Origin of the sequence: Achromobacter sp. UBA2119, assembly GCF_002331005.1 — a bacterium.
Lineage (GTDB): Bacteria > Pseudomonadota > Gammaproteobacteria > Burkholderiales > Burkholderiaceae_B > Achromobacter > Achromobacter animicus.
In genome coordinates, this window is sequence record NZ_DCYD01000019.1 from 591886 (window position 1) to 615775 (window position 23890).

Sequence of the window (23890 nt, forward strand, 5' to 3'; positions counted from 1 at the left end):
CGGTTTTCAAAGTAGACACCATCCGGCGCCGCGTGTCTTGTAAATTGCGTAGCAATTCTTGCCCCCTGGACGCCGTGGCGCCGGGGGGATCAGACGTCCCGGGTGACCGGGACGCGCGGCGCCAGGGCGCACAGCAGTTCATAGCCGATGGTGCCGGCCGCGCTGGCGACTTCGTCCACCGAGGGGCCGTCTTCGCCCCATAGCGACACGGGCGAACCGACCCCGGCGGACGGCACGGGCCCCAGATCAACGACCAGCATGTCCATGGATACCCGCCCCAGCAGCTGGGTCCGGATACCCGCCACCACGACCGGGGTGCCGGTGGAGGCGTGACGCGGATAGCCGTCGGCGTAGCCGCAGGCCACGATGCCGATGCGCATGGCGCGTTCGGCGCGGAACAGTGCGCCGTAGCCGACGGAGTCGCCGGCCTTGATTTCCTGGACCCCAATGATTTCCGAGCGGAGCGACATGGCGGGCTTCAGGCCGAAAGAGGATGCTTCGGCATCCGCGAAAGGCGACGCGCCGTAGAGGCAGATGCCTGGCCGCACCCAGTGCGCCTGGCTTTCGGAGCCGACGGCGATGTCGGCAAAGCGCAGGGCGGCGGCCGAGTTGCACACGCTGATCGCGCCGGGCAGCTTATGCGTCACCGAATTGAAGACGCTGAGCTGTTCGTTCACGCCTTGCGGGCCATCCGCGCAGGCAAAGTGAGTCATCTTGCCGACCGAGCCCAGCGTGCCCTGCTGCTGCAGCAGCGCGGCGCGCTCGTAGGCGGCGGGAAACGCCGCCGGGCTGAACCCCAGCCGGTTCATGCCGCTGTTGAGCTTGAGCATGATGTCCACGCGACGCGACAAGCGCGCGCGGGCCAGCATGTCGAGCTGGTCGCGGTGGTGGACCGTGCTGCTGAGATGGTAGCGGTCGACGATGTCGAGGTCGGACGGGTTGAAGAAGCCTTCCAGCAGCAGGATCGGCCCGCCCCAGCCGGCCTCGCGGCAACGCACGGCTTCTTCGAGGTCCAGCATGGCCAGGCCCTGCGCCTTGGAAAAGCCCGCTACCGCCTGCTCGATACCGTGGCCGTAGGCGTTGGCCTTGATGACGGCCCAGATCGACGGCGGCAGCCCGGCGGCCGCGGCGGCGGTCTGGTCCAGGTGGCGGCGCACGGTGGCCAGATTGTGCGCAAGGGCGGAAACGGAAACGGTGGCGGATATTGGGCGCGGCATGGTGTGGGATCCTGTGGCGTCCAAGTCTAACTGATCGCCGCCCCCGGCGGCGGCGCGCCGGATCAAGCGCGGGCGACTACTCTAAAATGAGACCGTTTTCCGCTTTACGCCGTCTTTGCAGGTCCATTCCTGCCCACTGGCCTCTTTTTATGTCCATCGATCACTACGAGAACTTTCCCGTTGCCTCGCTGCTGTTGCCGCGCAGGCTGCGCGGCGCCGTGACCGATATCTACCGGTTCGCCCGCGCCGCGGACGACATTGCCGACGAAGGCAGCGCGACCGACGAGGAGCGCCTCGCTCAGCTCGCCACGTTCCGCACCGAGCTGCACCGCATCGGCGCCGAACCCGGCACGCCCCCGGCGCCCGGCCTGCCGCCCCTGTCCGACATCTTCGGGCCGCTGGCGCAGACGATCGCCCGCCACCAGTTGCCGATCACGCCGTTCTACGACCTCCTGTCCGCCTTCGAGCAGGATCTGACGGTCAAGCGCTACGAGGACTACACCACCCTCATGGATTACTGCAGCCGCTCGGCCAACCCGGTCGGGCGCCTGATGCTGCACCTGTTCGATGCCAGCACGCCGCAGAACATCACCGAGTCCGACGCCATCTGCACCGGCCTGCAGCAGGTGAACTTCTGGCAGGACGTGCGGGTGGACTGGCACAAGCACCGCGTCTACCTCCCGCAGGAAGACCTGCGCCGCCACGGCGTGTCGGATGAAGACCTGGCCGCCTGCCGGCTTACGCCAGCGTGGCGCGAGCTGATGGCCTTCCAGGTTGACCGCACACGCGCGCTGCTACACTTCGGCGCTCCGCTGGCGCGCCGCCTGCCGGGCCGCATCGGCCTGGAGCTGCGCCTGGTGGTGCAAGGCGGGCTGCGCGTCCTGGAGCGGATCGAGGCGAGCGGCTACGATGTATTCATGAATCGCCCCGAATTGGGCGCCAAAGACTGGGCCATCATGTTGTGGCGCTCCATCAAGTAACAGGCCGTGCCTAATGACCCCTGACGAGTATTGCCAGGAAAAAGCCGCCAAAAGCGGCTCCAGCTTCTACTACTCCTTCCTGTTCCTGCCTCCCGAGCGCCGGCGCGCCATCACGGCCCTGTATGCGTACTGCCGCGAAGTCGACGACGTGGTCGACGAGTGCACCGATCCGTCGCTGGCGCGCATCAAGCTCGCCTGGTGGCGCACGCAGATCGACCAGATGTTCGACGGCAAGCCCGACCATCCCGTCACGCGCGCGTTGCAGCCGCACCTGGAAAGCTGTTCGATCACCCGCGCCCGCCTGCTGGCCGTGATCGACGGCATGGAAATGGACCTGGACCAGACCCGTTATCTGGACTGGCCCGGCCTGCGCAAGTATTGCTGGCACGCGGCCGGCGTCGTGGGCGAGCTGTCCGCCGGCGTGTTCGGCTATTCCGATCCCAAGACGCTGGTCTACGCCGAAAAGCTGGGCCTGGCGTTCCAGATGACCAACATCATCCGCGACGTGGGCGACGACGCCCGCCGCGGCCGCATCTATATCCCGGTCAACGACATGCAGCAGTTCGAGGTCAAGGCCTCGGACATCCTGAATGGCGAGTATTCCGACCGCTTCAGCGCGCTGATGAAGTTCCAGGCCGACCGCGCCCGCGAACTCTACCGCGAGGCGATGAGCAACCTGCCCGAGGCCGACCGGCGCGCGCAGCGTCCGGGACTCATGATGGCCGCCATCTACCATGCGCTGCTCGACGAGATCGAGCGCGACAATTGGCAGGTGCTGCACCAGCGCATTTCGCTCACCCCCTTGCGCAAACTCTGGCTCGCCTGGAAAACCTGGGTGGGCGGCGGACGCGGCCTGGTCCGCCGGTTGGCCCGGTGAAGGCGGCAGTCATTGGCGCAGGCTGGGCCGGCTTGGCGGCCAGCGTCGCCCTGCGTGAAGCCGGCGCCAAGGTCACGGTGTTCGAGGCCGGGCACACCCCCGGCGGCCGCGCGCGGCGCGTGTTCCATGGCGATTTTGAAGCACCGCTCGACAACGGCCAGCATCTCTTGTGCGGCGCCTACAAGGAAACCCTGGCGCTGATGCGCCGCGTGGGCCGCAACCCCGACGCCCTGCTGATGCGGCGCCCCTTGCGGCTGGCAAGCCTGGACGGCCGCTTCAACCTGTCCGCCCCGCGCCTGCCGGCGCCGCTGCACATGGCCATGGCCGTCCTGCGCGCACGTGGCCTGTCGTGGGGCGACCGGCTGGCGATGCTGCGCCTGATGCGCGGCTTGAAGACCATGTCCTGGTCGCCGCCGCGCGACTGGACCGTGCTGCAATTGCTGCACTATCACGCGCAATCCGACGTGCTGATCCGGCAGATGTGGGAACCCCTTTGCCTGGCCGCGCTGAACACGCCAATTGCTTCGGCCAGCGCGGTGCTGTTCGCCCGCGTGCTGCGCGACAGCCTGGCTGGCGCGCGCGAAGACAGCGATATGCTGCTGCCGTGCACGGACCTGTCGGCGCTGTGGCCGGACGCCGCCGCGCGACAGGTCACCATGCGCTATGGCAGCACAGTGCGCCAGCTGCATCCGTCCGCCGACGGCATCGACATCAATCAGGAACGTTTTGACGCGGCCGTGCTGGCCGTGCCACCCACCTTCGCCGCGCGCCTCCTGGATGGTCCGCTGCGCGAGGCCGGCGCCACGGGGCTGCTCGATGCGCTGAAGGCCTTCGACTATCTGCCCATCGCCACGCTGAACATACGGCTGGCTGGCCCGTGGCGGCTGCCCGAGCCAATGATGATGCTGCGCGAGGATGCGGCCCGCGGCCATGCCGGCCAGTGGCTGTTCGACCGCGCCCAGCTCGCGGGCGACACCAAGGCCGGGGAGCTGGCCGTGGTGGCCAGCGCTGCCATCGGCATGAGCGAACGCAACCGGCGGCAAACCATTGAAGCCCTGATCGATCAGGTGGCCGAACAGGCCGCGGCGCATCCGCTGCGGCTGCCGCCGATGCCCGAGGTGGCCGCGGCTGAACTGTTCATTGAAAAGCGCGCGACGTTTGCAGCGGTGCCGGGCCTGACCCGCCCGCTGAATACGACGCCGTGGCCCACGCTGGCATTGGCGGGCGACTGGACCGACACCGGCTATCCCGGCGTCCTGGAAGGCGCGGTGCGCAGCGGCCTGCAGGCGGCTCGCGTGCTGAATCCCCGCGCGGACTGAACAGCGTCAGGCGGGCAAGCCGCCCGCCTGACGCAGACCGGTCAGGCCTGCTTTGTCCCGAACAGGTCGGCCTGGCGCGGATCCGCCGCGGCGAGCTCGTAGCCGATCTGCCCCGCAACCTCGCGCAGGATGTTCTGCGCAAGATTGAAGGCCGTGTTGGCCGCCGGCACGCCCGCGTAGATCGCGTTCTGCAGCAGCACTTCCTTGAGTTCGTCGGGCGTCAGGCGCGAGGCGTCCTGCGCCGTCAACGCGGCGCGCACGTGCAGTTCAAATTCTTCCCAGCGGCCCAGCGACAACGTCACCGCCAGCACCATCATGCGGCGCGCCTTGTGCGGCAATCCGGGGCGGCTCCAGATATCGTGCCAGGCATACCGCGTGATCATGTTCTGGTAGTCGGCGGTGAACTTGGTGGCGCGATCCAGCGAACGCTGCACCCATTCATCGCCCAGCACGGCGCGGCGGTTTTCCAGGCCGCGCTCGAAATCGTCTTCCCGGCTCATCTGGTCAATCTCCATTCGGATCGGGGGCTGGCGCGTGCAAACGTTGCCGCGCCCGCCCCCGGATGATCAATTCACCTGGATGTTATTGGTTTTCACGACCTCGGCCCAGCGGGTCTGTTCCGCGTCGACAAACTTGGCGAAGTCCTCGGCGCTGCTGCCGACCGGCGTCAGGCCCAGCTTGGCGAGCTTCTCGCGGGTATCAGGACGCGCCAGCGCCTTTTGCACCAGGTCCTGCAGCTTGGCCACCACTTCGGGGCTGGCGCCGGCCGGCAGGAAGAAGCCGTTCCACTCGACCACGTTGAAGTTCTTGATGCCGGCTTCGCCCACGGTCGCCACGTTGGGCAGTTCGGGCATGCGCTGTGACGACGAGACCGCCAGCGCCTTCAGCTTGCCGCCGGTGACGTAGTTCAGGCTGGACGCGGCGTTGGCAAAGTAGACGTCGACCTGACCGCCCATGACGTCCACGATGGCCGGTGCGCCACCCTTGTAGGGCACGTGCACCATATCCAGGTTCGCATCCTTCTTGAGCAGCTCGGCGGCCATCTGGGCCAGGCTGCCCGGTCCGTAGGACGCGAACGTCAGGCGGCCGGGCTTGGCGCGCGCGGCATCGATGAAGTCCTGCAGGTTGTTGAAGCTGGAACCAGGCGCGGCCACCAGGATGTTGGGCACGCTGACGGCCTGCGAGACCGGAACGAAGTCCTTCTTGGCGTCATAAGGCAGCTTGCGCAGCACCGGATTGATCGAGAAGGACGACGCGTCGTACAGCACGGTGTAGCCGTCGGGCTTGGCCCGCGCCACGAACGCCGCGCCGATGGAACCGCTGGCGCCGCCCTTGTTCTCGATCACCACGCTCTGGCCGGCGACTTCGCCCATGCCTTGCGCGATGATGCGCGCGGCGTTGTCCGCGCCGCCGCCGGCGGAATACGGCACCACCACGGTGATGGGCTGCTCGGGGTAGCCGGCGGCGTGCGCCGCGCCAAATGCGGTGGCCAGACCGATGGCGGCTGCCAGCGGACGAATTGCGGCCAGGGCCGTGCGACGGGTTTTCTTCATGTGTGCTCCTCGGGTCTCCCCTGCGGGGATGTTCGATCGGTCAAGGGTCGTGGCGCGAGCCGTCGTCAGACGGTCGCGATGGGGTTGACCGGCGCGCCGACCAGACCGGGCACGTACATGGGCGCCGCGGTCAGGAAAAAGGCATGCCGGCCGTGCTGGCGCAACCATTGCGCCAGCGGGGTCAGGTGCCAGAGCTCGCCCAACGGCAGGCCCAGCTTGAACAGACATTGCTCGTGCAGGGGCAGCAGCGCGCCCTTGCCCGTGTCCAGGTGATGGTTGCGCAGTTCGACCGCGTGGTTGTCGGCGGCGATGGCCGCGATCCGGCTGTCCTTGATCCACGCCAAGAGGTCCGCATCGGCGCCGTCCAGCACGCAGCAGCTCGTTTTGAGCCGCTCTTGCTCGTCGTCACCCAGCGTCAGCGCCAGGTCGGCCAACCCGGTGTGCAGGCACAGCACGTCGCCCGGCCGGACTTCCACGCCATCGGCGCGCATCACGTCCATCAGCTCGCGGTGGGACACCTTGCGCTGCGCATCACCGAAATGGGCACGCAGGTCCACCATGACGCCGCGTCCCTGGATGCCGTGGCGCGCCATCGGTTCAATGGACAGGTCGCGGGTGCCGGTAAAGCCCTCAGTGGCGGGCTCGCTGACGGCGAAACCGTTGTAGCCGGTGGGCTGCGGCTGGCCGGTGCCATGGGCGTCGTACATCGAGCCCACGTGCCCCAGCGCGTCCCATTGCGTGGAATATTGCGGCGACAGCGTGACGCGGTCGTCGCTGATGACATCGGTGGCGCCCGGCACGTCGCGGTCCAGCGGATAGCGGTAGACCGGCACCCCGTTTTTTTCGGCAGGCTGGATCACCGGGCCCTTGCGGCGCGGATTCAGCACCGGCGCGCGCGGCACGGTCAGCGGCAGGCTCAGCGAAAACGAGATCCCGGTGCGGATTTCGGCAACCGCGGCCAGGCGCGCCTGGACGTCAAGGTGGTTGAGGGTGCCCAGCTGGTCATCGTGTCCGAAATCGCCCCAGTTCGATCCGTCCGGGCGGCGCACATAGCGTTGCGCTTGATTCATGATTCCTGTCTCCTCGCCCTTTTGCCGGACGATTCTTATCTTGGTTGTTACTGCTTATTGCACCACGGAGGTGTGCAGCAATTGGTCGATTTCGCTCGTTGTGTATCCCAGGGCGGACAGAATGGTGCGACTGTGTTCACCCAGACCCGGCGCGGCGCGCACGGCGCCGGCACTGGCTTCGTCTTGCGCGGCGGCTCCGCCAAACTGCGCCCATTGCGCCAGACCGAGGTAATTGCCCGCCTTCTCGCTGTGATACGGGCGCATGAATCCCATCGCCTCCACCTGCGGGTGGTCGAACATGTCCTCGACCGGCCGCACCTCCGCGCAAGGCACGCTCTGGCCGAAGCGCTCGGCCCATTCGCGGGCCGATGCGCGCGCCAGCGCCTCGCGCACCAGCGGGATCAGCACGGCCGCCTGCGCCGCGCGCTTTTTCACGGTGTCGTAGTCGGGATGGTCCGCCAGATCCTGCAGGTCCAGGTGATCGCACAGCGCACGCCAGAAATGCGGCGTGTTGGCCGAGATGTAGAGATGGCCTTCGCGCGTGGGATGGATGCCCGTGATGCCGCCCGAGCGCATGTCGCGTTCGATGCGGCGCGGCTCGCCTTCGGCCCAGACCAGGCGGGCGGACTGCATGGCCAGCGCGCTGCCCAGCAGCGACACTTCGATGGCCTGCCCGCGCCCGGTCTTCTCGCGCTGATAGAGCGCGGCGGACACGCTGTTGGAGATCAGCGCGGCGCCGTAGTAGTCGACCACCGATCCGTACAGCACCTCGGGCGGGCCGTCGGGCTTGGCCTGCGCCGCGCACATGCCGGTCATGGACTGCAGCACCTGGTCGTAGCCCGCGTGGCGCGCCATCGGACCGGCCGCGCCGTAACCCGTCATCGCACAATAGATCAGGCGCGGGTTGATGGCGGCCAGCGTGGCGAAGTCGATGCGCAGGCGCTCCGGCACGCCGGGGCGGAAATTGTGGACCAGCACATCGGCCTCGCGCACCAGCCTGACCAGCACCTCGTAACCCGCTTCGTCTTTCAGATTGAGGCACAGGCCGCGCTTGTTGCGGTTGATGCCGAGAAAGGCGCGGCTCTCGGCCGGCAGCGTCGACGGGTACTTGCGCAGGTTGTCGCCTTCGGGCGGCTCGACCTTGATCACGTCGGCGCCCATGTCGCCCAGCAAGGCGCAGCCGTACGGACCCGCGATGTAGGCGCTGAGGTCCAGCACCTTGACGCCGGCCAGCGGCAACTGAGCGGAGGTTTCAATTTCCATCATGCAATTCATCCGATAAAAAGCTCGGCCGCAATTCGCGCAGGCCGTTTCAGGCGGCGCGTCCTGCGGCCAGCAGGACGTCGCGGGCGCGCCGCACGAAGGGCGCGTCGATCATCTTGCCGTCCAGCAGAAAGGCGCCCACCCCTTCCTGCGCCTGGCTTGCCGCGACGATCCGTTCGGCCGCATCGATCTCTTCGGCACTGAATCCGAAGACCTCGTTGGCGATGGCGATCTGGCTGGGATGCACGCAGGATTTGCCCAGGAAACCCAGCGAGCGCGCCAGTTGCGCCTCGGCCTGGAAGCCCTCGCCGTCGCGCACGCGGGCATAGGCGGCGTCCATGGCGTACTTGCCCGCGGAACCGGCGCCCAGCCGCAACGCCAGCATCACCGCGCGCAGGGTCTCGGGCCGGTAACGGTCGATGCCTAGGGGCTCGAACAGGTCGGCCAGCCCCAATTGCAGGCCTGCCACGCGCGGGTGCGCCGCCGCCAGCTCGGCCGCGCGGGCCAGCGCCAGCGGCGTTTCAACGGTGACCAGCAGCTCGCCCTCGAAACCGGCCTGGCCGGCGCGGTCCGCGGCCTCGCGCAGCGCGTCGGCGGACTCGACCTTGGGCAGATTCAGCATGTCGATCGGCGATCGTCCCAGCGCGTCCAGGTCGTCCGCGAAATAAGGGGTGTCCGACGCATTGACGCGAACGATAATTTTCTTGGGATGTTGAGCCTGCGCCGTTTGAAAGGCGGGCGACCCGAGCCAGCTGGCCAGCTCGGCACGCGCAGCCGCCTTGCGAGGCGGCGCGACCGCGTCCTCCAGATCGAAGGACAGTGCATCGGCAGCGCTGGCCATGGCTTTGTCGAATAGTTCCGGGCGTGACGCCGGCACGAAAAGCTTGCTTCTCATTGTGGTCTCCTGGCCGCATTGTGACCGCGCTGCACGCCGCCAGGGGAAAGCCGCCATACGATAAGAAGATAGAATCTCTATCATCATGAACACCGACTTTCTCCACACGCTGTCCGCCGTGGCGCAGCACGGCTCCATGGCCGAGGCCGCCCGCCGCCTGGGACTGACACACGGCGCCGTCGCCCAGCAGATCCGCAAGCTGGAACAGGAGCTGGGCGTGCCACTGGTCGCGCGCGCCGGCCGCACCGTGCACCTGACGGCCAAGGCAATCGAACTGATCGGACCGATGCGCGAGGTCCTGGAGCGGATCGAAAAGATCCGCTACCTGGCGCGGTCGGGCGAGATGATGGGCGAGCTTCGGCTGGGCGCCGGCAACACCGCGCTGAACTCCATGGTGCCGGCCATTCTTGAACATCTGGTTGGACGCCATCCGCTGATCAGCGTGGAGATCCAGCCCGGCCACAGCGCCCGCTTCTATCCGGCCATTGAAAGCGGCGAACTCGATGCGGCCATCGCGCTGGAAGCGCCCTATCCGCTGTCCAAAAGCCTGGGCTGGCAGTTGCTGCGCGAAGAACCTTATGTGCTGGCGGCGGCCCCGCGCCACGCCGGCCGTCATCCGCACAGCCTGCTCACCGCGGAGCCGTTCATCCGCTACCAGCGCAACGACTGGAGCGGGCGGCATGTCGACGAGTATCTGCGCCGCGTCGGCATCACGCCGCGGGACCGGTTCGAGCTGAACGCGATCGAATCGATTGCGGTCATGGTGAGCCGGGATCTGGGCGTGGCGATCCTGCCCCGGTCCACCAACGGCACGATCGAACGGCTGGGTCTGCTCGCCCTGCCGCTGCCCGCGCACTGCGAACCGCGCCGCTTCGGACTGATCTGGTCGCGCGTGTCGCCGCGGCTGGCGTTGATCCAGGCGTTCCGGGACATCGCCATCGTGGAGTACGCGAAGGCGGCAGGTGCGCCGGACAATTGACGCCTTTCTACGGGGAAACGATCTGGCGTGCCCGGGAGCGTCTTCCTATACTTGTATTGTCCTCAATACAACATATCAGGAGACAACTCATGCCGGGACTTCATCGGATCGCCGCGGGCTGCGCGCTGCTGGCGGCGTTCGCCATGCCAACCGCCCCCGCCCTCGCGCAGGCGGACGCCATCAGGCTGGTCGTGGGCGCACCGCCGGGCGGCACCACCGACACCGTGGCGCGCAGCATCGCGCAGCACATGGCAGTGGACTTGAAGCGCCCCGTGGTGGTTGAGAACAAGCCGGGCGCGGGCGGCAACATCGCCGCCGACTATGTCGCCAAGAGCAATCCCGACGGCAATACCTTGCTGGTCACCTTCACCAGCTTTTCCATCAACGCCACGCTGTACCGGAACCTGCCCTTCGACCCCGTGGCCGATTTCACGCCGATCAGCATGCTGGCCAACGTGCCCAGCGTGCTGGTCGTGCGCAAGGACTTTCCGGCGCGCACCATGCCGGAGTTCGTCTCGCTGGTCAAAGCCAGCCCCGGCAAGCACACGATGGCGCTGGGCGCGATCGGGTCGTCGCTGCACATGGCCGGCGAACGCATGAAGATGATGGCGGGCCTGGACATCCTGAACGTGCCGTACAAGGGCACGGCGCCGGCCATCACCGACCTGCTGGGCGGTCAGGTGGACATGATGTTCGCCAGTTCGCTGAACGCGCTGCCGCACATCAAGAGCGGCGCACTGCGGGCGCTGGGGGTCACCAGTCCGCAGGCGCTGCCGCAGTTTCCCGGCGTGCCGCCCATCGGCGATACCATCAAGGGTTTCGAATCGAACGCGTGGTTCGCGCTGTTTGGTCCGGCCAAGATGCCGGCCGACAAGCTGGCGGCCCTGAACGCCGCGGCGCGCAAGGCGGTCGACACGCCATCGTTCCGCAAGCTGCTCGAAGGCGAGGCCGCCAGCGCGGTCAGCAGCAGCCCCGAGGAACTGGGCGTCTTCGTGCGCGAGGACATCGCGCGCTATGCCGAGATCGTCAAGTTCACCGGCGCGACCGTCGACTGAACGTCAACCAGGAGCCCCTCCGTGCCCGACAGCCCGCTGCCGCTTTATCACAAGGTCTATCTGTTGCTGAAGCAACGGCTTGAAGCAGGCGGGTTCGCCACGGACAGGGCGATGCCCGGCGAAAACGCGCTGGCCGCCGAATACGGCGTGTCCCGGCTGACGATACGGCGCTCGCTCGATGCGCTGGCGGCCGATGGCCTCATCGAGCGGCGGCAGGGGCGCGGCACGTTCGCGGCCCCGCCGGCGCAGTTTCCGGGCCCGCAGCACGGTGCGGGTATCGATGCGCTGATGGCGCACCTGGCCCGCATGGGCATGCACACGCAGGTGCGCCTGCTTGAACTGGAAACCGCGCCCGCCCCGCCGCCAGTGGCGGCGCGCCTGGAACTGCCGCCCGGCGCACCCGTGCAGCGCGCCGTGCGCGTGCGCAGCCACGAAGGCCAGCCGTTTTCCTACTTGACCACGTTTGTGCCGGATGACATCGGCCAGCGCATCCGCCGCCAGGATCTGGACGCCAAACCGCTCTTGGCCATCTTCCGCGACCTGGGCGTGCGCGTGGCGCGGGCCGAACAGTCGATTTCAGCCGTGCTGGCCGAGCCCGGCATCGCCGAATTGCTGGAGGTGCCGGTGGGTTCGGCCCTGCTCAGCTTGCACCGTGTGGTGCGCGACGAGTCCGGGCGGCCGGTAGAGTGGTTGCATGCCCGCTACCGGCCAGACCGCTACGAATACCGCATGAACATGCAGGCGCACGACATGCCCGGCCAGCCGACGTGGCTGCCCGCGGCGGTCGCCACGCGTGCAGACGGGGCCTGATCGGCGCGGCACGCGCAAGACGTCAATGGCGGCGGCACGCCCGCAGCTTCAATCGCCGCTAAAGCACATGCGTCAACGTGCCTAGCGCAGCAGACTGACCGTGGCCAGCCCCGCCGCCGTCAGCGCCAGCGACCCGGCCAGACTGAAACCGGCATAGCCCAGCGCGCTGACATACGCGCCACGCTCCAGCATCGCGACGGTCTCGGCCGAGAAGGTCGAGAACGTGGTCAGCCCGCCCATGAAACCGGTGATGGCCCCAAGCCGCACCCAGGCGGGCCACTCGGGATGCCCGGCCACCAGCGCCAGCACCACGCCTACCAGATACCCGCCGGCCAGATTGACCGCCAGTGTGCCCCACGGCCACGAGCCCGCATTCAGCCACAGACCGACCAGCCAGCGGGACCACGCGCCAAGGATCGCGCCCAGGCCCACGGCCAGGAAATTCAGGGGAACCAGCGTTTGATAGGCGGACATGGAGGTCAGACGGTGCCGTGTTGTTTGAGACGCAGGGAAAAGACCAGCAGCAGTATGCCGAAGAACACGGCATAGATCCCGATCACCCACACCAGCGCCAGCGCACCCGCGCCCGGCTGCATGACCAGCATGGCGCCGAAGGCCACCGACACCAGCCCGGAAAGGCCCAGCAGCCATTCGTTGCGGATGGCCTTGCGAAAGCGCACGGCGGCAATGATCTGGAAGACGCCTGCGACGATCGCCCAGATCGCGATGATGTAGAGCAGGATCAGCGCGGTCAGCCCCGGCCACAGAAAGGTGACGATACCCGCCGCCACGCCCAGCAGGCCCACGATGATCAGCGCCCACAGCGGTTTGCCGTTGTCCCGGATGCGGAATCCGGCGATCAGCGCCAGCACCCCGTCCACCAGCGCGAAAGCGCCCCACACCAGCACCAGCGCCGACAAGGTGATGGCCGGCATGAACATGGCCATGAACCCGAACAGGATGGCAACGACGCCGCGAAGCGCCACCCATCCCCAATGACGACCGATTTGATCCACGACTTGCTGTTGCAGCATGACGACCTCCGGTGTTTGCAAAGGGTGGCCTATCTTAGTCCCGCTGGCCGGCAGGCGCATCCGTTCAGCCTGCATTCAGCTTCGGCAAATAAGGCGCTTTCCGCCGAAATCGATTGAAATTTTCGTGCGCGAAAAGGCCGCGCTTTTTTAAGAGTAATTCTCATTAAATGCTAGAATCCGGCCGCTTCCTGCCCGACATTCCATGGACACCCAACCCGTTCCCCGCCGCCGCGCCTACTGGCTCAAGACACTGCATCAGTGGCACTGGATCAGTTCTGCGCTCTGCCTGCTGGGCATGCTGTTGTTCGCGGTGACGGGGCTGACGCTGAACAACGCGTCACACATCGAATCGAAGGCCGTGGTGACCAGCCGCGAGGCCCGTCTGCCTGAATCCCAGCTCCAGCAGCTCGCCGCCGCGCCCGCGGCAAAAAAGGCGCCCCTGCCCGCCTCGGTCGCCGCCTGGCTGGACGAGACGCTGGACGCCTCGACAGCCGGCAAGACCGCCGAGTGGTCGCCCGACGAGGTCTACCTGTCGCTGCCCCGCGCGGGCGGCGACGCCTGGCTGTCCATCGACCGCGCCAGCGGCGACATCGAATACGAGCGCACCGACCGTGGCTGGATCTCGTACCTGAACGACCTGCACAAGGGCCGCAATACGGGTCTGGCGTGGAGCTGGTTCCTGGACATCTTTGCCGTCGCCTGTCTGGTGTTCTCGCTGACCGGACTGGTGCTGCTCAAGATGCACGCCGGCAACCGCAGCGCAACCTGGCCCATGGTGGGACTGGGCGTCGTGATTCCGCTGGTGCTGGCGCTGCTTTTCATTCACTGATTCCATCGATACGCCCTGGAGATTTCCATGCGCAAATTGCTGTTGCCGGCGCTGCTCGCCGGCCTGATCGCCCGAACGGCCCATGCCGCAGACATCGGCCTGTCCATCGAGGTGCCGCGTCTGGACGTGGCCGAATACCACCGCCCGTACGTGGCGATCTGGATCGAGAACCCCGACCAGAGCGTCGCCACCGACCTGGCCGTCTGGTACGACGTGGCCAAGAAGAACAACGAAGGCACCGAGTGGCTCAAAGACATGCGCCAGTGGTGGCGCCGCAGCGGCCGCAACCAGCAGTTCCCGGTGGACGGCGTCAGCGGCGCGACCAAGCCCGTGGGCAAGCACGCGCTGTCGTTTGACGCGGCCAGCAAGCCGCTCGCGCAGCTCAAGCCCGGCCAGTACGCGGTGGTGGTCGAAGCCGCGCGCGAAGTGGGCGGCCGCGAACTGGTGCGCATCCCCTTCCAATGGCCGCCGCAAAAGGCCGAGCAACTGAGCGCGCGCGGCGAACACGAACTGGGCGCCATCGCGCTCGACCTCAAACCCTGACCGGCCTCGTGACCAGCCCCTTTAGCAACGCAAGCAACGCAAGAAACGCAAGGAACGCAACGATGAAATCCGCCGCCAAACTGGCCGCCGCCCTGGCGCTGTGCCTGCCCTTTGCCGCTCACGCCCATGACGTCTGGATCGTGCCCTCCTCGACGGTGCTGTCCGGCACCGACAGCTGGATCACCGTGGACGCCGCGGTCGGCAACGACAAGTTCTACTTCAACCACGCGCCGCTGCGCCTGGACGGCCTGACCGTCACCGCGCCGGACGGCAATGCCGCCGAAGCCGAGAACATCAACCGCGGCAAGCTGCGCAGCACGTTCGACCTGCAGTTGAAACAAGCCGGCACCTACCGCGTTGCCGTGGTCAACGACGGCGTGTTCGCGCGCTGGAAGGAAGACGGCAAGAACAAGCGCTACTTCGGCAAGGTGGAAGGCATGGCGCAGGCCGTGCCGGCCAAGGCCGACGAGCTTGAAGTCTCGCAAAGCCTGGGCCGCGTCGAGACCTTCGTCACCGCCGGCAAGCCCTCGGCCGTCAAGCCCGTGGGCCGTGGCCTGGAGCTGGCGCCCGTGACGCACCCGAACGACCTCTTCACGGACGAAGCGGCCACGTTCCAGATGCTGCTGGACGGCAAGCCCGCCGCCGACCTGGACGTGAACGTCGTGCCGGGCGGCAGCCGTTATCGCGACAAGGTCGGCGAAATCCAGATCAAGACCGACAAGGACGGCAAGTTCTCGGTGAAGTGGCCGCAGCCCGGTCTGTACTGGATCGAAGCCGGCATGGAAGACGCCAAGGTCACCGTGCCGCAGGCCAAGAAGCGCCGCCTGTCGTACGCCGGCACCGTCGAAGTGCTGCAACCGTAAGGCACAGGCGCGCGCGTGGCGACCTCTCCTTCCTTCGCACCGCGCAACGCGGCGGCCCCGGCCGTTCGCGTCGCCTATGGCGCCATGCCAGCGCGCCCGGCCGCGTTGGCCGGCGCCACCATGGGCACCACTTGGTCCGCGCGCCTGGCGCTGCCGGCGGGCGTGACCGAAGCGTCAGCACGGCAAGGCATCCAGGCCGCGCTGGACCAGGTCGTCGCGCAAATGAGCACCTGGGAAGCAGACTCGGACATCACGCGCTACAACCGCGCCGAGTCCGGCTGGCAGACGCTGCCGCCCGAGTTTTTCCATGTGCTGCATCATGCGCTGATGCTGGCCGAGGACAGCGGCGGCGCCTACGACCCCACCGTCGGGCCGCTGGTCAATGCCTGGGGTTTCGGGCCGCACCAGCGCGCCTTTGAACCGCCCTCTCCGGCCGCCATCCAGACCGCGCTTGATCGTTGCGGCTGGCGGCGCGTGCCGCTGGACCAAGACCGCCGCGCGGCCTGGCAGCCCGGCGGCGTCTATCTGGACCTGTCGTCCATCGCCAAGGGGTACGGCGTGGACCGCGCGGCGATGGCGCTCGATGCCTTGGGCATCACCGATTACCTGGTCGAAGTCGGCGGCGAGTTGCGCGCCCGCGGCAAGCGTCCCGACGGACAATCCTGGCGCGTGGCCATTGAAGTCCCCGACGCCAGCGACGACCATGCGCTGGCCTTGCCGCTGCACAACTGCAGCATCGCCACGTCGGGCGACTACCGGCGCCACGCCGGCGACGGCGATGCGCGCTACGCCCACACGATCGACCCGCGCACCGGCCACCCGGTACGCAACGCGGTCGCCTCGGTAACCGTGCTGCACCCCATCTGCATGCAGGCCGACGCGCTGGCCACCGTGCTGACGGTGCTGGGCGAAGCCGAGGGGCTGGCCTATGCGCGCCGCCATGGCCTCGCCGCGCTGTTCATCGTGCGCGGCGAAGACGCCTGGCGCGTCGTCGCCACCCCGCAGTTTGAAGCCCTGGCCCTGGCAACCTGAATGCCCATGTTGCACACCCGATTGATCGCGGCAACGTGCGTGGTGCTGACCTGGCTGCTGCTGTGCCTGTGGGCCTGGCAACGCGCCCGCCGCCAGCATGCGCAACACGCGCTGGCGCTGCAGGCGCTGAGCGCACCCGCGCCCGAAGACGCCGTGCTGGTGGCCTACGCCAGCCAGACCGGCTACGCCGAGTCGCTGGCCATGCAGACTGCGGAATCTCTGCGCGCCGGCGGTCTGACCGTGCGCGTCGCCTCGCTGGACCAACTGGACCTTCAACGTCTGGCCGCCTGCCGGCGCATGCTGTTTGTCGTCAGCACCTACGGCGAGGGCGATCCGCCCGATGCGGCCGCGGCGTTTGCCGGCCAGATGCAACAGACGCCACAGGGCGCCGCGCTGGCCGGTGCGCAATATGCCGTCCTGGCGCTCGGCGACAGCGAGTACGCGCAGTTCTGCGGCTTTGGCCACCGGTTGAACGACTGGCTGCACGCGCAAGGCGCGACGCCGTTGTTCGATCTGGTCGAGGTCGACAACGACGACGCGGCCGCGCTACGCCACTGGCAGCATCATCTGGGCCTGCTGGCCGGCCGCAGCGATTTGCCCGATTGGGAAGCGCCCGTCTACGACACTTGGCGCCTGGCGGGCCGGGAACTGCTAAATCCCGGCAGCCAGGGCGGCCCTTGCTATCTGCTGACGTTGTCGCCGCCGCCCGAGAGCACGGCAGCATGGCAGGCGGGCGACATCGCCGAAATCGGCCCCCGGCGCGAACGCGGCGGCGCGCTGGAGGCGCATCGTGAATACTCCATCGCTTCGCTGCCCGCTGACGGCGCCATCCAGCTGCTGGTGCGCCAGATGCAAGGCGCCGACGGCGCGCTGGGTCTGGGCAGCGGCTGGCTCACGCACATTGCGCAGACCGGCGACGAGATCGCCTTGCGTGTACGCACGAACCGAAATTTCCACCCGCCGGCTGACGACCGCCCGCTGATTCTGATCGGCAACGGCACCGGCCTTGCGGGCCTGCGCGCGCTGATCAAAGCGCGCCGCGCTGCCGGCCACCGCCGCAACTGGCTGGTCTTCGGCGAGCGCAACGCCGCTTGCGACGCGTTCTGCCGCGATGAGATCGACGCCTGGCGGCAAGACGGCACATTGGAACGCGTGGATGCGGTGTTTTCACGCGACCAGCCTGAGCGCCGCTATGTGCAGCACTGCCTGCGCGACCAGGCGGACGCCGTGCGTGCCTGGGTGGATGCCGGCGCCGCCGTGTATGTCTGCGGCAGCCTGCAAGGGATGGCGGGCGGCGTGGAAGCCGCGCTGCAGGACATCCTGGGCGCGGACCGCCTGCAGGCCCTGCAGCATGCGGGCCGCTACCGGCGCGACGTGTACTGACGACGCACGCGGCCCGCGTTTCCCGAGTCCTTACTGCAGCTTGATCTGCGCGCGCTCGATCACGGTCTTCCAGCGATCGCGTTCCGTGCTGATCTGCTCACCAAACTGCGCCGGCGTGTTGCCCAGCGGGAACGCGCCGGTCTCTTCCATCTTTGCCGCGGTCGCCGGATCGCGCACCGCACGCGCAAAGGCATCCGCCAGCTTGTCGCGCACATCGGCCGGCATGTTGGCCGGCCCCACCACGCCGTACCAGGCCGTCACGTCGTAATCCTTGTAGCCCTGCTCGGCAAAGGTCGGCACGTCCGGCAGTCGCGGATTGCGCGCCGTTCCAGTAATCGCCAGGGGTTTCAGGTGATTGCTCTTGACGTACGGCAGCGACGACGGAAAGTTGTCGAAAATCACCGGCACCACGCCGCCCACCGTGTCGGTCAGCGCCGGCGCCGAACCGCGATAGGAAATGCTGTTCATCTTGCCGCCGATGATCTGCAGGAACCAGATCATGCCCAGGTCGTTCACGCCGCCCGCACCCGCGTTCGCGTAGCCGTCCTTGCCCGGATTGGCGCGCACGTGGGTCACGAACTCGGCCAGCGTCTTGGCCGGGAAGTTCGGATTCACGCTGAGGATGTTGGGGCTGGTCACCAGGTTGCTGATGGGCGTGAAGTCCTTGACCGGGTCATAGGCCAGGTTGGGAAACAGGTGCGGCGCCGTGCCGTGCGTGCTGACGGTGGCCAGGCCCACGGTGTAGCCGTCCGGCTTGGCGCGCGCGGTGGCCGTCATGCCGATGGTGCCCGACGCGCCCGTGCGGTTCTCTACGACGATCTGCTGGCCCAGAATTTCGCCTGCCTTGGCCGCGGCCACGCGGCCGACGATGTCCGTGGGACCGCCCGCCGGGAACGGCACGATCAGCGTGATGGGGCGGTCGGGAAAGGCGGCGTGAGCGGCCGGCAGCGCGGCGGCCAGCGCCAGGGCGGCGCAAGTCTTGCGGATCATGATGTTGGGTCTCCTGGTACGGCTGTTGTTATGGAAGGGGTTGGGCCGCGGCCTGATCGCGGCGAAGAATGCGGCCGGGCCGTGGGGTGTCTGCCGTGGCCGGAAAAACCGGCGTGCCATTGACCAGCACGTGCTCCACACCGGCAGACGCGAGCGTCGGCGCTTCCCAGGTGGCGCGATCGATCACCGTATCGGCATCGAACACCACAATGTCCGCCCACGCGCCCACGGCAATCCGGCCACGTTCCGCCAGCCCGAAGACGCGGGCCGGCAGCGCGGTCATCTTGGCCACCGCCGCCTCCAGCGTGACAAGCTGCGCCTCGCGCACGTAGCGCCCCAGCACGCGCGTGAAGCTGCCCCACAGCCGGGGATGCGGATGCGCGTCATTGGGCAGGCCATCGGACCCAACCATGCAGCATTCGTGCTGAAAGATGCGGCGGACCTCGTTCTCGTCCATCGCGAAATAGATCGCCCCGGCCGGGCACAGGCGTTCGGCCGCCGTGGTCTTGTCGCAGCCCCAGCGCGCCGCAATGTCGCTCAGGTACTCGCCGTTGCATTCGGGGTGCGGCGTCGACCACGTGATGCGGATGTCGTCGATGGTGTCGGCGCGCTCCGGGATCAGGATGGTGGAACTGCCGGGATACGGGTAGATGTCCAAAGCCACGTCCACGCCCTCGGCACGGGCACGGTCGATGTTGGCCAGCGTGGCGGCGCTTTTGCCCCAGTTGCGCGGCATCATGCACTTGTGATGCGACAGCACGGTGGCGCAGCCGGTGTTGCGGCCGATGGTCAGCACCTCGTCGACGGCCGCCTCGACCGCGTCGCCCTCGTTGCGGATGTGGCTGGTATGCATCGCGCCGCGCGCCGCCGCCACGCGGGCCAACCCTTCCAGTTCAGGCGGCTGCGCCACCCCGCCCGGCTGATAGGCCAGACCCGTGCTGAAGCCCACGGCGCCCGCGTCCAGCGCGTCGGCCAGCATCTGCTGCATGGCGGCTTGTTCGTCGGGCGTGGGCTGGGCCGCCGGATCGCGCATTGCGGCAAGACGCAGGTTGGCGTGGCCCACCAGCGCGGCCACATTGATGACGGGCTGACGCTCGCGCAGCTCGTCGAAGTAGTGCGTCATGCTGGCAAAGAGCGGCGTCTCGCCCAGTAGCGCCAGCGCCGCCGCGGTGTTGCCCGGCAGCGGTGCGGGCGCACCGCTGACGCCGCAATTGCCCACGACAACCGAGGTGATGCCCTGGCTCGTCTTCCACGCCAGATCGGGCTTTTCCACAAACATCAGGTCGTCGTGACCGTGCACATCGATGAAGCCGGGCGCCACAATCTTGCCCGCGACGTTCACGCGCGTGGCCGCTGGCACCTTCGACAGGTCCCCGATCGCCGCAATGCGTTCGCCCGCCACGCCTACATCGGCGCGCCTGCGCGGACCGCCCAGCCCGTCGATGAGCCAGCCGCCTTCGATGATCAGATCCAAAGTCTCCTGCATGGTGTTCCTGCCTTGGTGAAGGACCTAGTATCGTCCGCGCGATCAATCTGGAAAAATTGTTTTTATTGATCCATCTATCGCGTTTTGAAATGCATCGCCTGCCCAAGCACGTCACCTTGAAGCACCTGACCGCCTTTGTGGCGGTAGCCCAGGAGTCCAGCTTCACGCATGCCGCCAAACGCCTGTTCCAGACGCAGTCGTCCGTCACCAGCCTGGTTCGCCAGCTTGAAGACGCGCTGGGCACCCAGCTCTTTGCGCGCACCAGCCGGCGCGTGCTGCTGACGCCGGCCGGCGAGGAATTCCTGCCGCGCGTCATGCGGCTGCTGGCGGATTTTGATGGCGTGATCGAAGACGTGGTGCGCTTTGGCGCGCTGGAACGCGGACGGGTGGGCGTGGCGGCGGCGCCGTCGGCCATCACGCAGCTCATCGCGCCCGCCGCCGCCGTGTTCGCGGCGCAGTATCCGGCGGTGCGGCTTTATCTCAGCGACGACAACTCCGGCCGCATCCAACGCAAAGTGGCCGCGCGCGAGGTCGATTTCGGCCTGACCAGCCGCTGGGCCGACGCCCCCGGCCTCCAATTCGACGCCTTGCTCGAAGACCGCTTCGGTGTGCTTTACCGCCAGGACGACGCCACGCTGCGCCCGGGGCGCGACGGCGCCATGCGCTGGTCCGACCTGACCGGCCGCAAGCTGGTTGGGGTGGTGGATGAAACGGGCATCATGGCCCTGCTGCGCGCCCGCGCCGACCTGCCCATCGAGGCGGCGGCGCCGTTCTATGAAGCATCGAGCACCACGTCGCAGGCCGCGCTGGTCAAGGCAGGCATGGGCGTCGCGCTGCTGCCGGCGCTGGCCGCGCAACGCGTGATGGAGCCAGGGCTGGCCTACGCGCTGCTGGCCCGGCCCACGGTGGTGCGCACGCTATGCGTCATCCGCAACAAGGAATACCCGCTGAGCCCGGCCGCGCAGGCGTTGATCGCATCGATCCACGACTACCTGCGCACGGCCCCGCTTCCCGCAGGCTGCCGCCGCCTGTCCGCCACACGGCAGAAACACTAGGTGCGCGGTGTTACGCGCGTGCTGACCGGCGCCGCCCCTGCGATCGGGTGTCAGACACCCGCGCGCAGCTTCTCGTCCAACGCGGCCAATCCCGCCGCGAACACGTTCTGCCCGACCGCCGCAGCCACATCGTTTAACGCTGCCCCCTCGACGCGGAAATCGGCCCACCATTGCACCAGCGTGCCGCCGCCCTCGGTGACCGGATGCAGCGACACGCCCGCGACATAATCGCGCATCGGAAGATCCGTCTCGATGATCGAATACCGCAGCTCGGTATTGGGATCGTCCAGCATCAAAAGCTGCTCCCGCACGAAGCCGGAAGGCTTGAGCGTCAGATGCCGCACCGAGCCCACGACGTCATGGCGGCCGCCCGCTTCCAGCCGGCTCTCCGCGACGCCGGGATGCCAGCCTGCCAGGCCGTTGAAATCCCGGAACAGCGGCCAGACCTTGTTCAATGGCGCGTGGACGACAGCGGTGATGTGTACGGTATGCGGCATACGGGCTCCGTTATACGCAATGCGTGTCGAATAAGCCGAAAACTGCGGCGATGGGGATCAGAAGGTCAGGTTCTTGAATTCGCGCGTGGCGGCCGTCAGGGCCTGTTCGGTCGGCAGGCGTTCCATCGAGCTGGCGCCATAGAAGCCGTGGCAATGCTTGCACGCGCGCAGCACGTGGGCCGCATCGTCGGGCGTCGCGATCGGGCCGCCGTGGCACAGCACGATGATATCCGGGCGCACCGCCAGCGCGGCCTCGGCAATACGGTCGATGGCGCCCACGCAATCATCCAGCGTCAGCGCCGTTTCAGCGCCAATGGACCCGCCGGTGGTCAGCCCCATGTGCGCCACGATGATGTCAGCCCCCGCGCGGGCCATGGCCACGGCGTCGTCCTCGTTGAAGACGTACGGCGTCGTCAGCATGCCCTTTTGATGCGCCAGACGGATCATGTCGACTTCCAGCGCATAGCCCATGCCGGTCTCTTCAAGATTGGCGCGGAAGTTGCCGTCGATGAGGCCGACAGTGGGAAAGTTCTGCACGCCGGCAAAGCCCTGCCGTTTCAGGTCGTCCAGGAACACGTCGAAGTCGCAGAACGGATCGGTGCCGTTCACGCCGGCCAGCACCGGCGTCTTCTTGACCACCGGCAGCACTTCGCGGCCCATGTCCACGACGATCTCGTTCGCGTTGCCGTAGGCCAGCAGGCCCGCGAGCGAGCCGCGGCCCGCCATGCGGTAGCGGCCCGAGTTGTAGATCACGATGAGGTCGATGCCGCCCGCTTCCTCGCACTTGGCCGACAGCCCGGTGCCCGCCCCGCCACCCACGATGGGCGTACGCGCGCGCATCATGGCGCGAAACTTGTCCAGCAGTTCGTTACGGTCAAAACGCGGCATGGCGGCAGTCCTTCAATGTGCGGCAATTTCAAGAAAGTGGTCGACCGCCGTCCTGGCGAACAGCGGATCGTTGATGTGGCAAGGCACGCGGATCAGGCGGCGGTCCGCCGTCTGCCGGAGGTTGGCCTCCAGCGCGGCAAACAGCGCCGCGTCGGCCTCGGAATCCCAGAACGCCTGGCCCGGCGCATCCAGCGCGGACACGCCGCCCTCGGGAATCAGGAAGCGCACCGGGCCGTCGCAACGGTTCAGCCGGTCGGCGATCCATTCGCCCTGCCGCGTGTTTTCCTCTGCGGTCGTGCGCATCAGCGTGACCTGGGGGTTGTGGGGATAGAAGCGTCGGGCGCGGTAGCGTTCGGGCACGGTGTCCATCGCGCCGAAGTTCACCATGTCCAGCGCGCCGCACGACCCGACATAGGGCGCGCCCGTGCGCGCCACCGCGCCAAAGCGGTCATCGGTGCAGGCCAGCACGCCGCCGAACAGCAGGTCGCAGACCTCAGTCGTGGTCAGGTCCAGCACACCGGCAAGCAGGCGGCTGTCCAGCAGCTTTTCCATCGACTGCCCGCCCGTGCCAGTGGCATGGAACACCAGGCAGTCGAATTGCGATTCCAGAAGCGGCGTGACCTGCTGCACGCAGGCGGTGGTGACGCCGAACATGGTGATGCCTACCGCCGGCCGGCCATCGTCAGCCGCCGCGGCCGACGACTGGCGGAACGCACCGCCGATCGCGCCGGCCGCATTGGCCAGCACGCGGCGCGAAATGCGGTTCAGGCCCGCCACGTCGGTCACGGAATACATCATCGCGATGTCCGACGGCCCCACATAAGGCGCGACATTGCCGGACGCCATCGTGGACACCATCACCTTGGGCGTGCCGATGGGCAGCGCGCGCATGGCCGGCGTGATGAGCGCCGTGCCACCCGAGCCGCCCAGGCCCAGCAGCGCGCCGATTTCCGCGTTGCCGGCGGCGTAGCGCTCGAACGCAAGAGCCATGGCCGCAATCGCCGTGCCCCGATCGCCCGTGAAGACGGCCGCGGCGCCGTCCGGGTGGTTGCGCGCGACCTCTTGCGCCGAGACCTGCGCGGCGCTGGGCGCGCCCGAGGTCGAGACATCCACCGACACCACGTCCAGCCCCTCGCGCCGGAGCAGATCCGCCACGTAGCCGGCCTCGTGGCCCTTGGTGTCGTAGGTCGCGGCGACAAAGACCCGCTGCTTGGTATGCGTCATGACTCCTCCGCGGGCGGCTACACTGCGTGCGCGCCTCGATATGTGAGG

General features: G+C 67.7%; 25 protein-coding genes. 12 read left to right on the forward strand and 13 right to left on the reverse strand.

Going from position 1 to position 23890, the window contains the following annotated elements; all coding sequences use genetic code 11:
- Positions 1–89: 89 nt before the first annotated feature.
- A complete protein-coding gene (gene alr / locus B3098_RS26270) occupies positions 90–1217 on the reverse strand; it encodes an alanine racemase (protein WP_279972284.1) in 1128 nt (375 codons plus the stop codon).
- Between the two features lie 149 nt (positions 1218–1366).
- Here alr and hpnC point away from each other — a divergent pair, with 149 nt between their 5' ends.
- Genes hpnC through hpnE form a run of 3 tightly spaced genes read left to right on the forward strand, consistent with a single transcriptional unit; the run spans position 1367 to position 4393 of the window.
- The gene (hpnC, locus tag B3098_RS26275) at positions 1367–2197 is read left to right on the forward strand and encodes a squalene synthase HpnC (RefSeq protein WP_175123508.1); all 831 of its coding nucleotides are present in this window, start codon (positions 1367–1369) and stop codon (positions 2195–2197) included.
- 13 nt (positions 2198–2210) lie between these two features.
- Positions 2211–3074 carry a presqualene diphosphate synthase HpnD gene (gene hpnD / locus B3098_RS26280; protein WP_175123509.1) on the forward strand — a complete coding sequence of 288 codons (864 nt, stop codon included), beginning with the start codon at positions 2211–2213 and terminating at the stop codon, positions 3072–3074.
- Positions 3071–4393, forward strand: coding sequence for a hydroxysqualene dehydroxylase HpnE (hpnE, locus tag B3098_RS26285; RefSeq protein WP_286900056.1), 1323 nt, complete (start codon positions 3071–3073; stop codon positions 4391–4393). Before hpnD ends, hpnE begins: the two co-directional genes overlap by 4 nt.
- Before the next feature lie 41 nt (positions 4394–4434).
- Here hpnE and B3098_RS26290 read toward each other — a convergent pair whose 3' ends face one another.
- The 5 genes from B3098_RS26290 to B3098_RS26310 form a co-directional block, all read right to left on the reverse strand.
- Positions 4435–4893: a carboxymuconolactone decarboxylase family protein gene (locus tag B3098_RS26290; protein WP_286900057.1), complete on the reverse strand. Its 459-nt coding sequence runs from the start codon at positions 4891–4893 to the stop codon at positions 4435–4437.
- A 66-nt stretch (positions 4894–4959) separates the two neighbouring features.
- On the reverse strand, positions 4960–5946 hold the full coding sequence (locus tag B3098_RS26295) for a Bug family tripartite tricarboxylate transporter substrate binding protein (RefSeq protein WP_175123512.1): 987 nt from the start codon (positions 5944–5946) through the stop codon (positions 4960–4962).
- Positions 5947–6011: 65 nt separating this feature from the next.
- Positions 6012–7016 (reverse strand): cyclase family protein, encoded by a 1005-nt coding sequence (locus B3098_RS26300; RefSeq protein ID WP_286900059.1) that lies wholly within the window; start codon positions 7014–7016, stop codon positions 6012–6014.
- Between the two features lie 54 nt (positions 7017–7070).
- On the reverse strand, positions 7071–8279 hold the full coding sequence (locus tag B3098_RS26305) for a CaiB/BaiF CoA transferase family protein (RefSeq protein ID WP_175138440.1): 1209 nt from the start codon (positions 8277–8279) through the stop codon (positions 7071–7073).
- A gap of 49 nt (positions 8280–8328) precedes the next feature.
- Positions 8329–9174 carry an HpcH/HpaI aldolase/citrate lyase family protein gene (locus B3098_RS26310; RefSeq protein ID WP_286900061.1) on the reverse strand — a complete coding sequence of 282 codons (846 nt, stop codon included), beginning with the start codon at positions 9172–9174 and terminating at the stop codon, positions 8329–8331.
- Between the two features lie 85 nt (positions 9175–9259).
- Between B3098_RS26310 and B3098_RS26315 the strand changes: the two genes are divergently transcribed.
- From B3098_RS26315 to B3098_RS26325, 3 genes are all read left to right on the forward strand, one after another.
- Complete coding sequence (locus B3098_RS26315) at positions 9260–10153, forward strand: LysR family transcriptional regulator (RefSeq protein WP_218344711.1); 894 nt, start codon at positions 9260–9262, stop codon at positions 10151–10153.
- Between the two features lie 89 nt (positions 10154–10242).
- Complete coding sequence (locus tag B3098_RS26320; protein ID WP_286900063.1) at positions 10243–11208, forward strand: Bug family tripartite tricarboxylate transporter substrate binding protein; 966 nt, start codon at positions 10243–10245, stop codon at positions 11206–11208.
- A 21-nt stretch (positions 11209–11229) separates the two neighbouring features.
- A complete protein-coding gene (locus B3098_RS26325) occupies positions 11230–12018 on the forward strand; it encodes a GntR family transcriptional regulator (RefSeq protein WP_218344710.1) in 789 nt (262 codons plus the stop codon).
- Between the two features lie 81 nt (positions 12019–12099).
- Here B3098_RS26325 and B3098_RS26330 read toward each other — a convergent pair whose 3' ends face one another.
- Positions 12100–12492 carry a fluoride efflux transporter CrcB gene (locus B3098_RS26330; protein WP_175123518.1) on the reverse strand — a complete coding sequence of 131 codons (393 nt, stop codon included), beginning with the start codon at positions 12490–12492 and terminating at the stop codon, positions 12100–12102.
- Between the two features lie 5 nt (positions 12493–12497).
- On the reverse strand, positions 12498–13052 hold the full coding sequence (locus B3098_RS26335; RefSeq protein WP_056562763.1) for an HdeD family acid-resistance protein: 555 nt from the start codon (positions 13050–13052) through the stop codon (positions 12498–12500).
- Positions 13053–13254: 202 nt separating this feature from the next.
- Between B3098_RS26335 and B3098_RS26340 the strand changes: the two genes are divergently transcribed.
- From B3098_RS26340 to B3098_RS26360, 5 genes are all read left to right on the forward strand, one after another.
- Entirely contained in the window at positions 13255–13881 is a 627-nt protein-coding gene (locus B3098_RS26340) for a PepSY-associated TM helix domain-containing protein (protein WP_286900066.1), read from the forward strand.
- Between the two features lie 27 nt (positions 13882–13908).
- On the forward strand, positions 13909–14424 hold the full coding sequence (locus tag B3098_RS26345) for a DUF2271 domain-containing protein (protein ID WP_056562769.1): 516 nt from the start codon (positions 13909–13911) through the stop codon (positions 14422–14424).
- Positions 14425–14486: 62 nt separating this feature from the next.
- Positions 14487–15287, forward strand: coding sequence for a DUF4198 domain-containing protein (locus B3098_RS26350; RefSeq protein WP_175123521.1), 801 nt, complete (start codon positions 14487–14489; stop codon positions 15285–15287).
- A 15-nt stretch (positions 15288–15302) separates the two neighbouring features.
- The gene (locus B3098_RS26355) at positions 15303–16319 is read left to right on the forward strand and encodes an FAD:protein FMN transferase (RefSeq protein ID WP_414631315.1); all 1017 of its coding nucleotides are present in this window, start codon (positions 15303–15305) and stop codon (positions 16317–16319) included.
- 6 nt (positions 16320–16325) lie between these two features.
- The gene (locus B3098_RS26360) at positions 16326–17702 is read left to right on the forward strand and encodes a sulfite reductase subunit alpha (protein ID WP_414631316.1); all 1377 of its coding nucleotides are present in this window, start codon (positions 16326–16328) and stop codon (positions 17700–17702) included.
- Between the two features lie 30 nt (positions 17703–17732).
- On the opposite strand, the gene B3098_RS26365 is transcribed toward B3098_RS26360, so the two are convergent.
- A complete protein-coding gene (locus B3098_RS26365; RefSeq protein WP_175123523.1) occupies positions 17733–18692 on the reverse strand; it encodes a tripartite tricarboxylate transporter substrate binding protein BugE in 960 nt (319 codons plus the stop codon).
- 28 nt (positions 18693–18720) lie between these two features.
- Positions 18721–20178, reverse strand: coding sequence for an N-acyl-D-amino-acid deacylase family protein (locus tag B3098_RS26370; protein WP_286900073.1), 1458 nt, complete (start codon positions 20176–20178; stop codon positions 18721–18723).
- An 89-nt stretch (positions 20179–20267) separates the two neighbouring features.
- Between B3098_RS26370 and B3098_RS26375 the strand changes: the two genes are divergently transcribed.
- On the forward strand, positions 20268–21233 hold the full coding sequence (locus B3098_RS26375) for a LysR family transcriptional regulator (protein ID WP_286900076.1): 966 nt from the start codon (positions 20268–20270) through the stop codon (positions 21231–21233).
- Positions 21234–21283: 50 nt separating this feature from the next.
- Here the strand turns inward: B3098_RS26375 and B3098_RS26380 are convergent, their stop codons facing one another.
- The 3 genes from B3098_RS26380 to B3098_RS26390 are packed head-to-tail and all read right to left on the reverse strand — an operon-like array spanning position 21284 to position 23842.
- Positions 21284–21730: an SRPBCC family protein gene (locus tag B3098_RS26380; RefSeq protein WP_286900077.1), complete on the reverse strand. Its 447-nt coding sequence runs from the start codon at positions 21728–21730 to the stop codon at positions 21284–21286.
- Positions 21731–21787: 57 nt separating this feature from the next.
- Complete coding sequence (locus tag B3098_RS26385) at positions 21788–22618, reverse strand: phosphoenolpyruvate hydrolase family protein (RefSeq protein WP_286900079.1); 831 nt, start codon at positions 22616–22618, stop codon at positions 21788–21790.
- A gap of 12 nt (positions 22619–22630) precedes the next feature.
- Positions 22631–23842 carry a Tm-1-like ATP-binding domain-containing protein gene (locus B3098_RS26390; RefSeq protein ID WP_286900080.1) on the reverse strand — a complete coding sequence of 404 codons (1212 nt, stop codon included), beginning with the start codon at positions 23840–23842 and terminating at the stop codon, positions 22631–22633.
- Between the last annotated feature and the right edge of the window lie 48 nt (positions 23843–23890).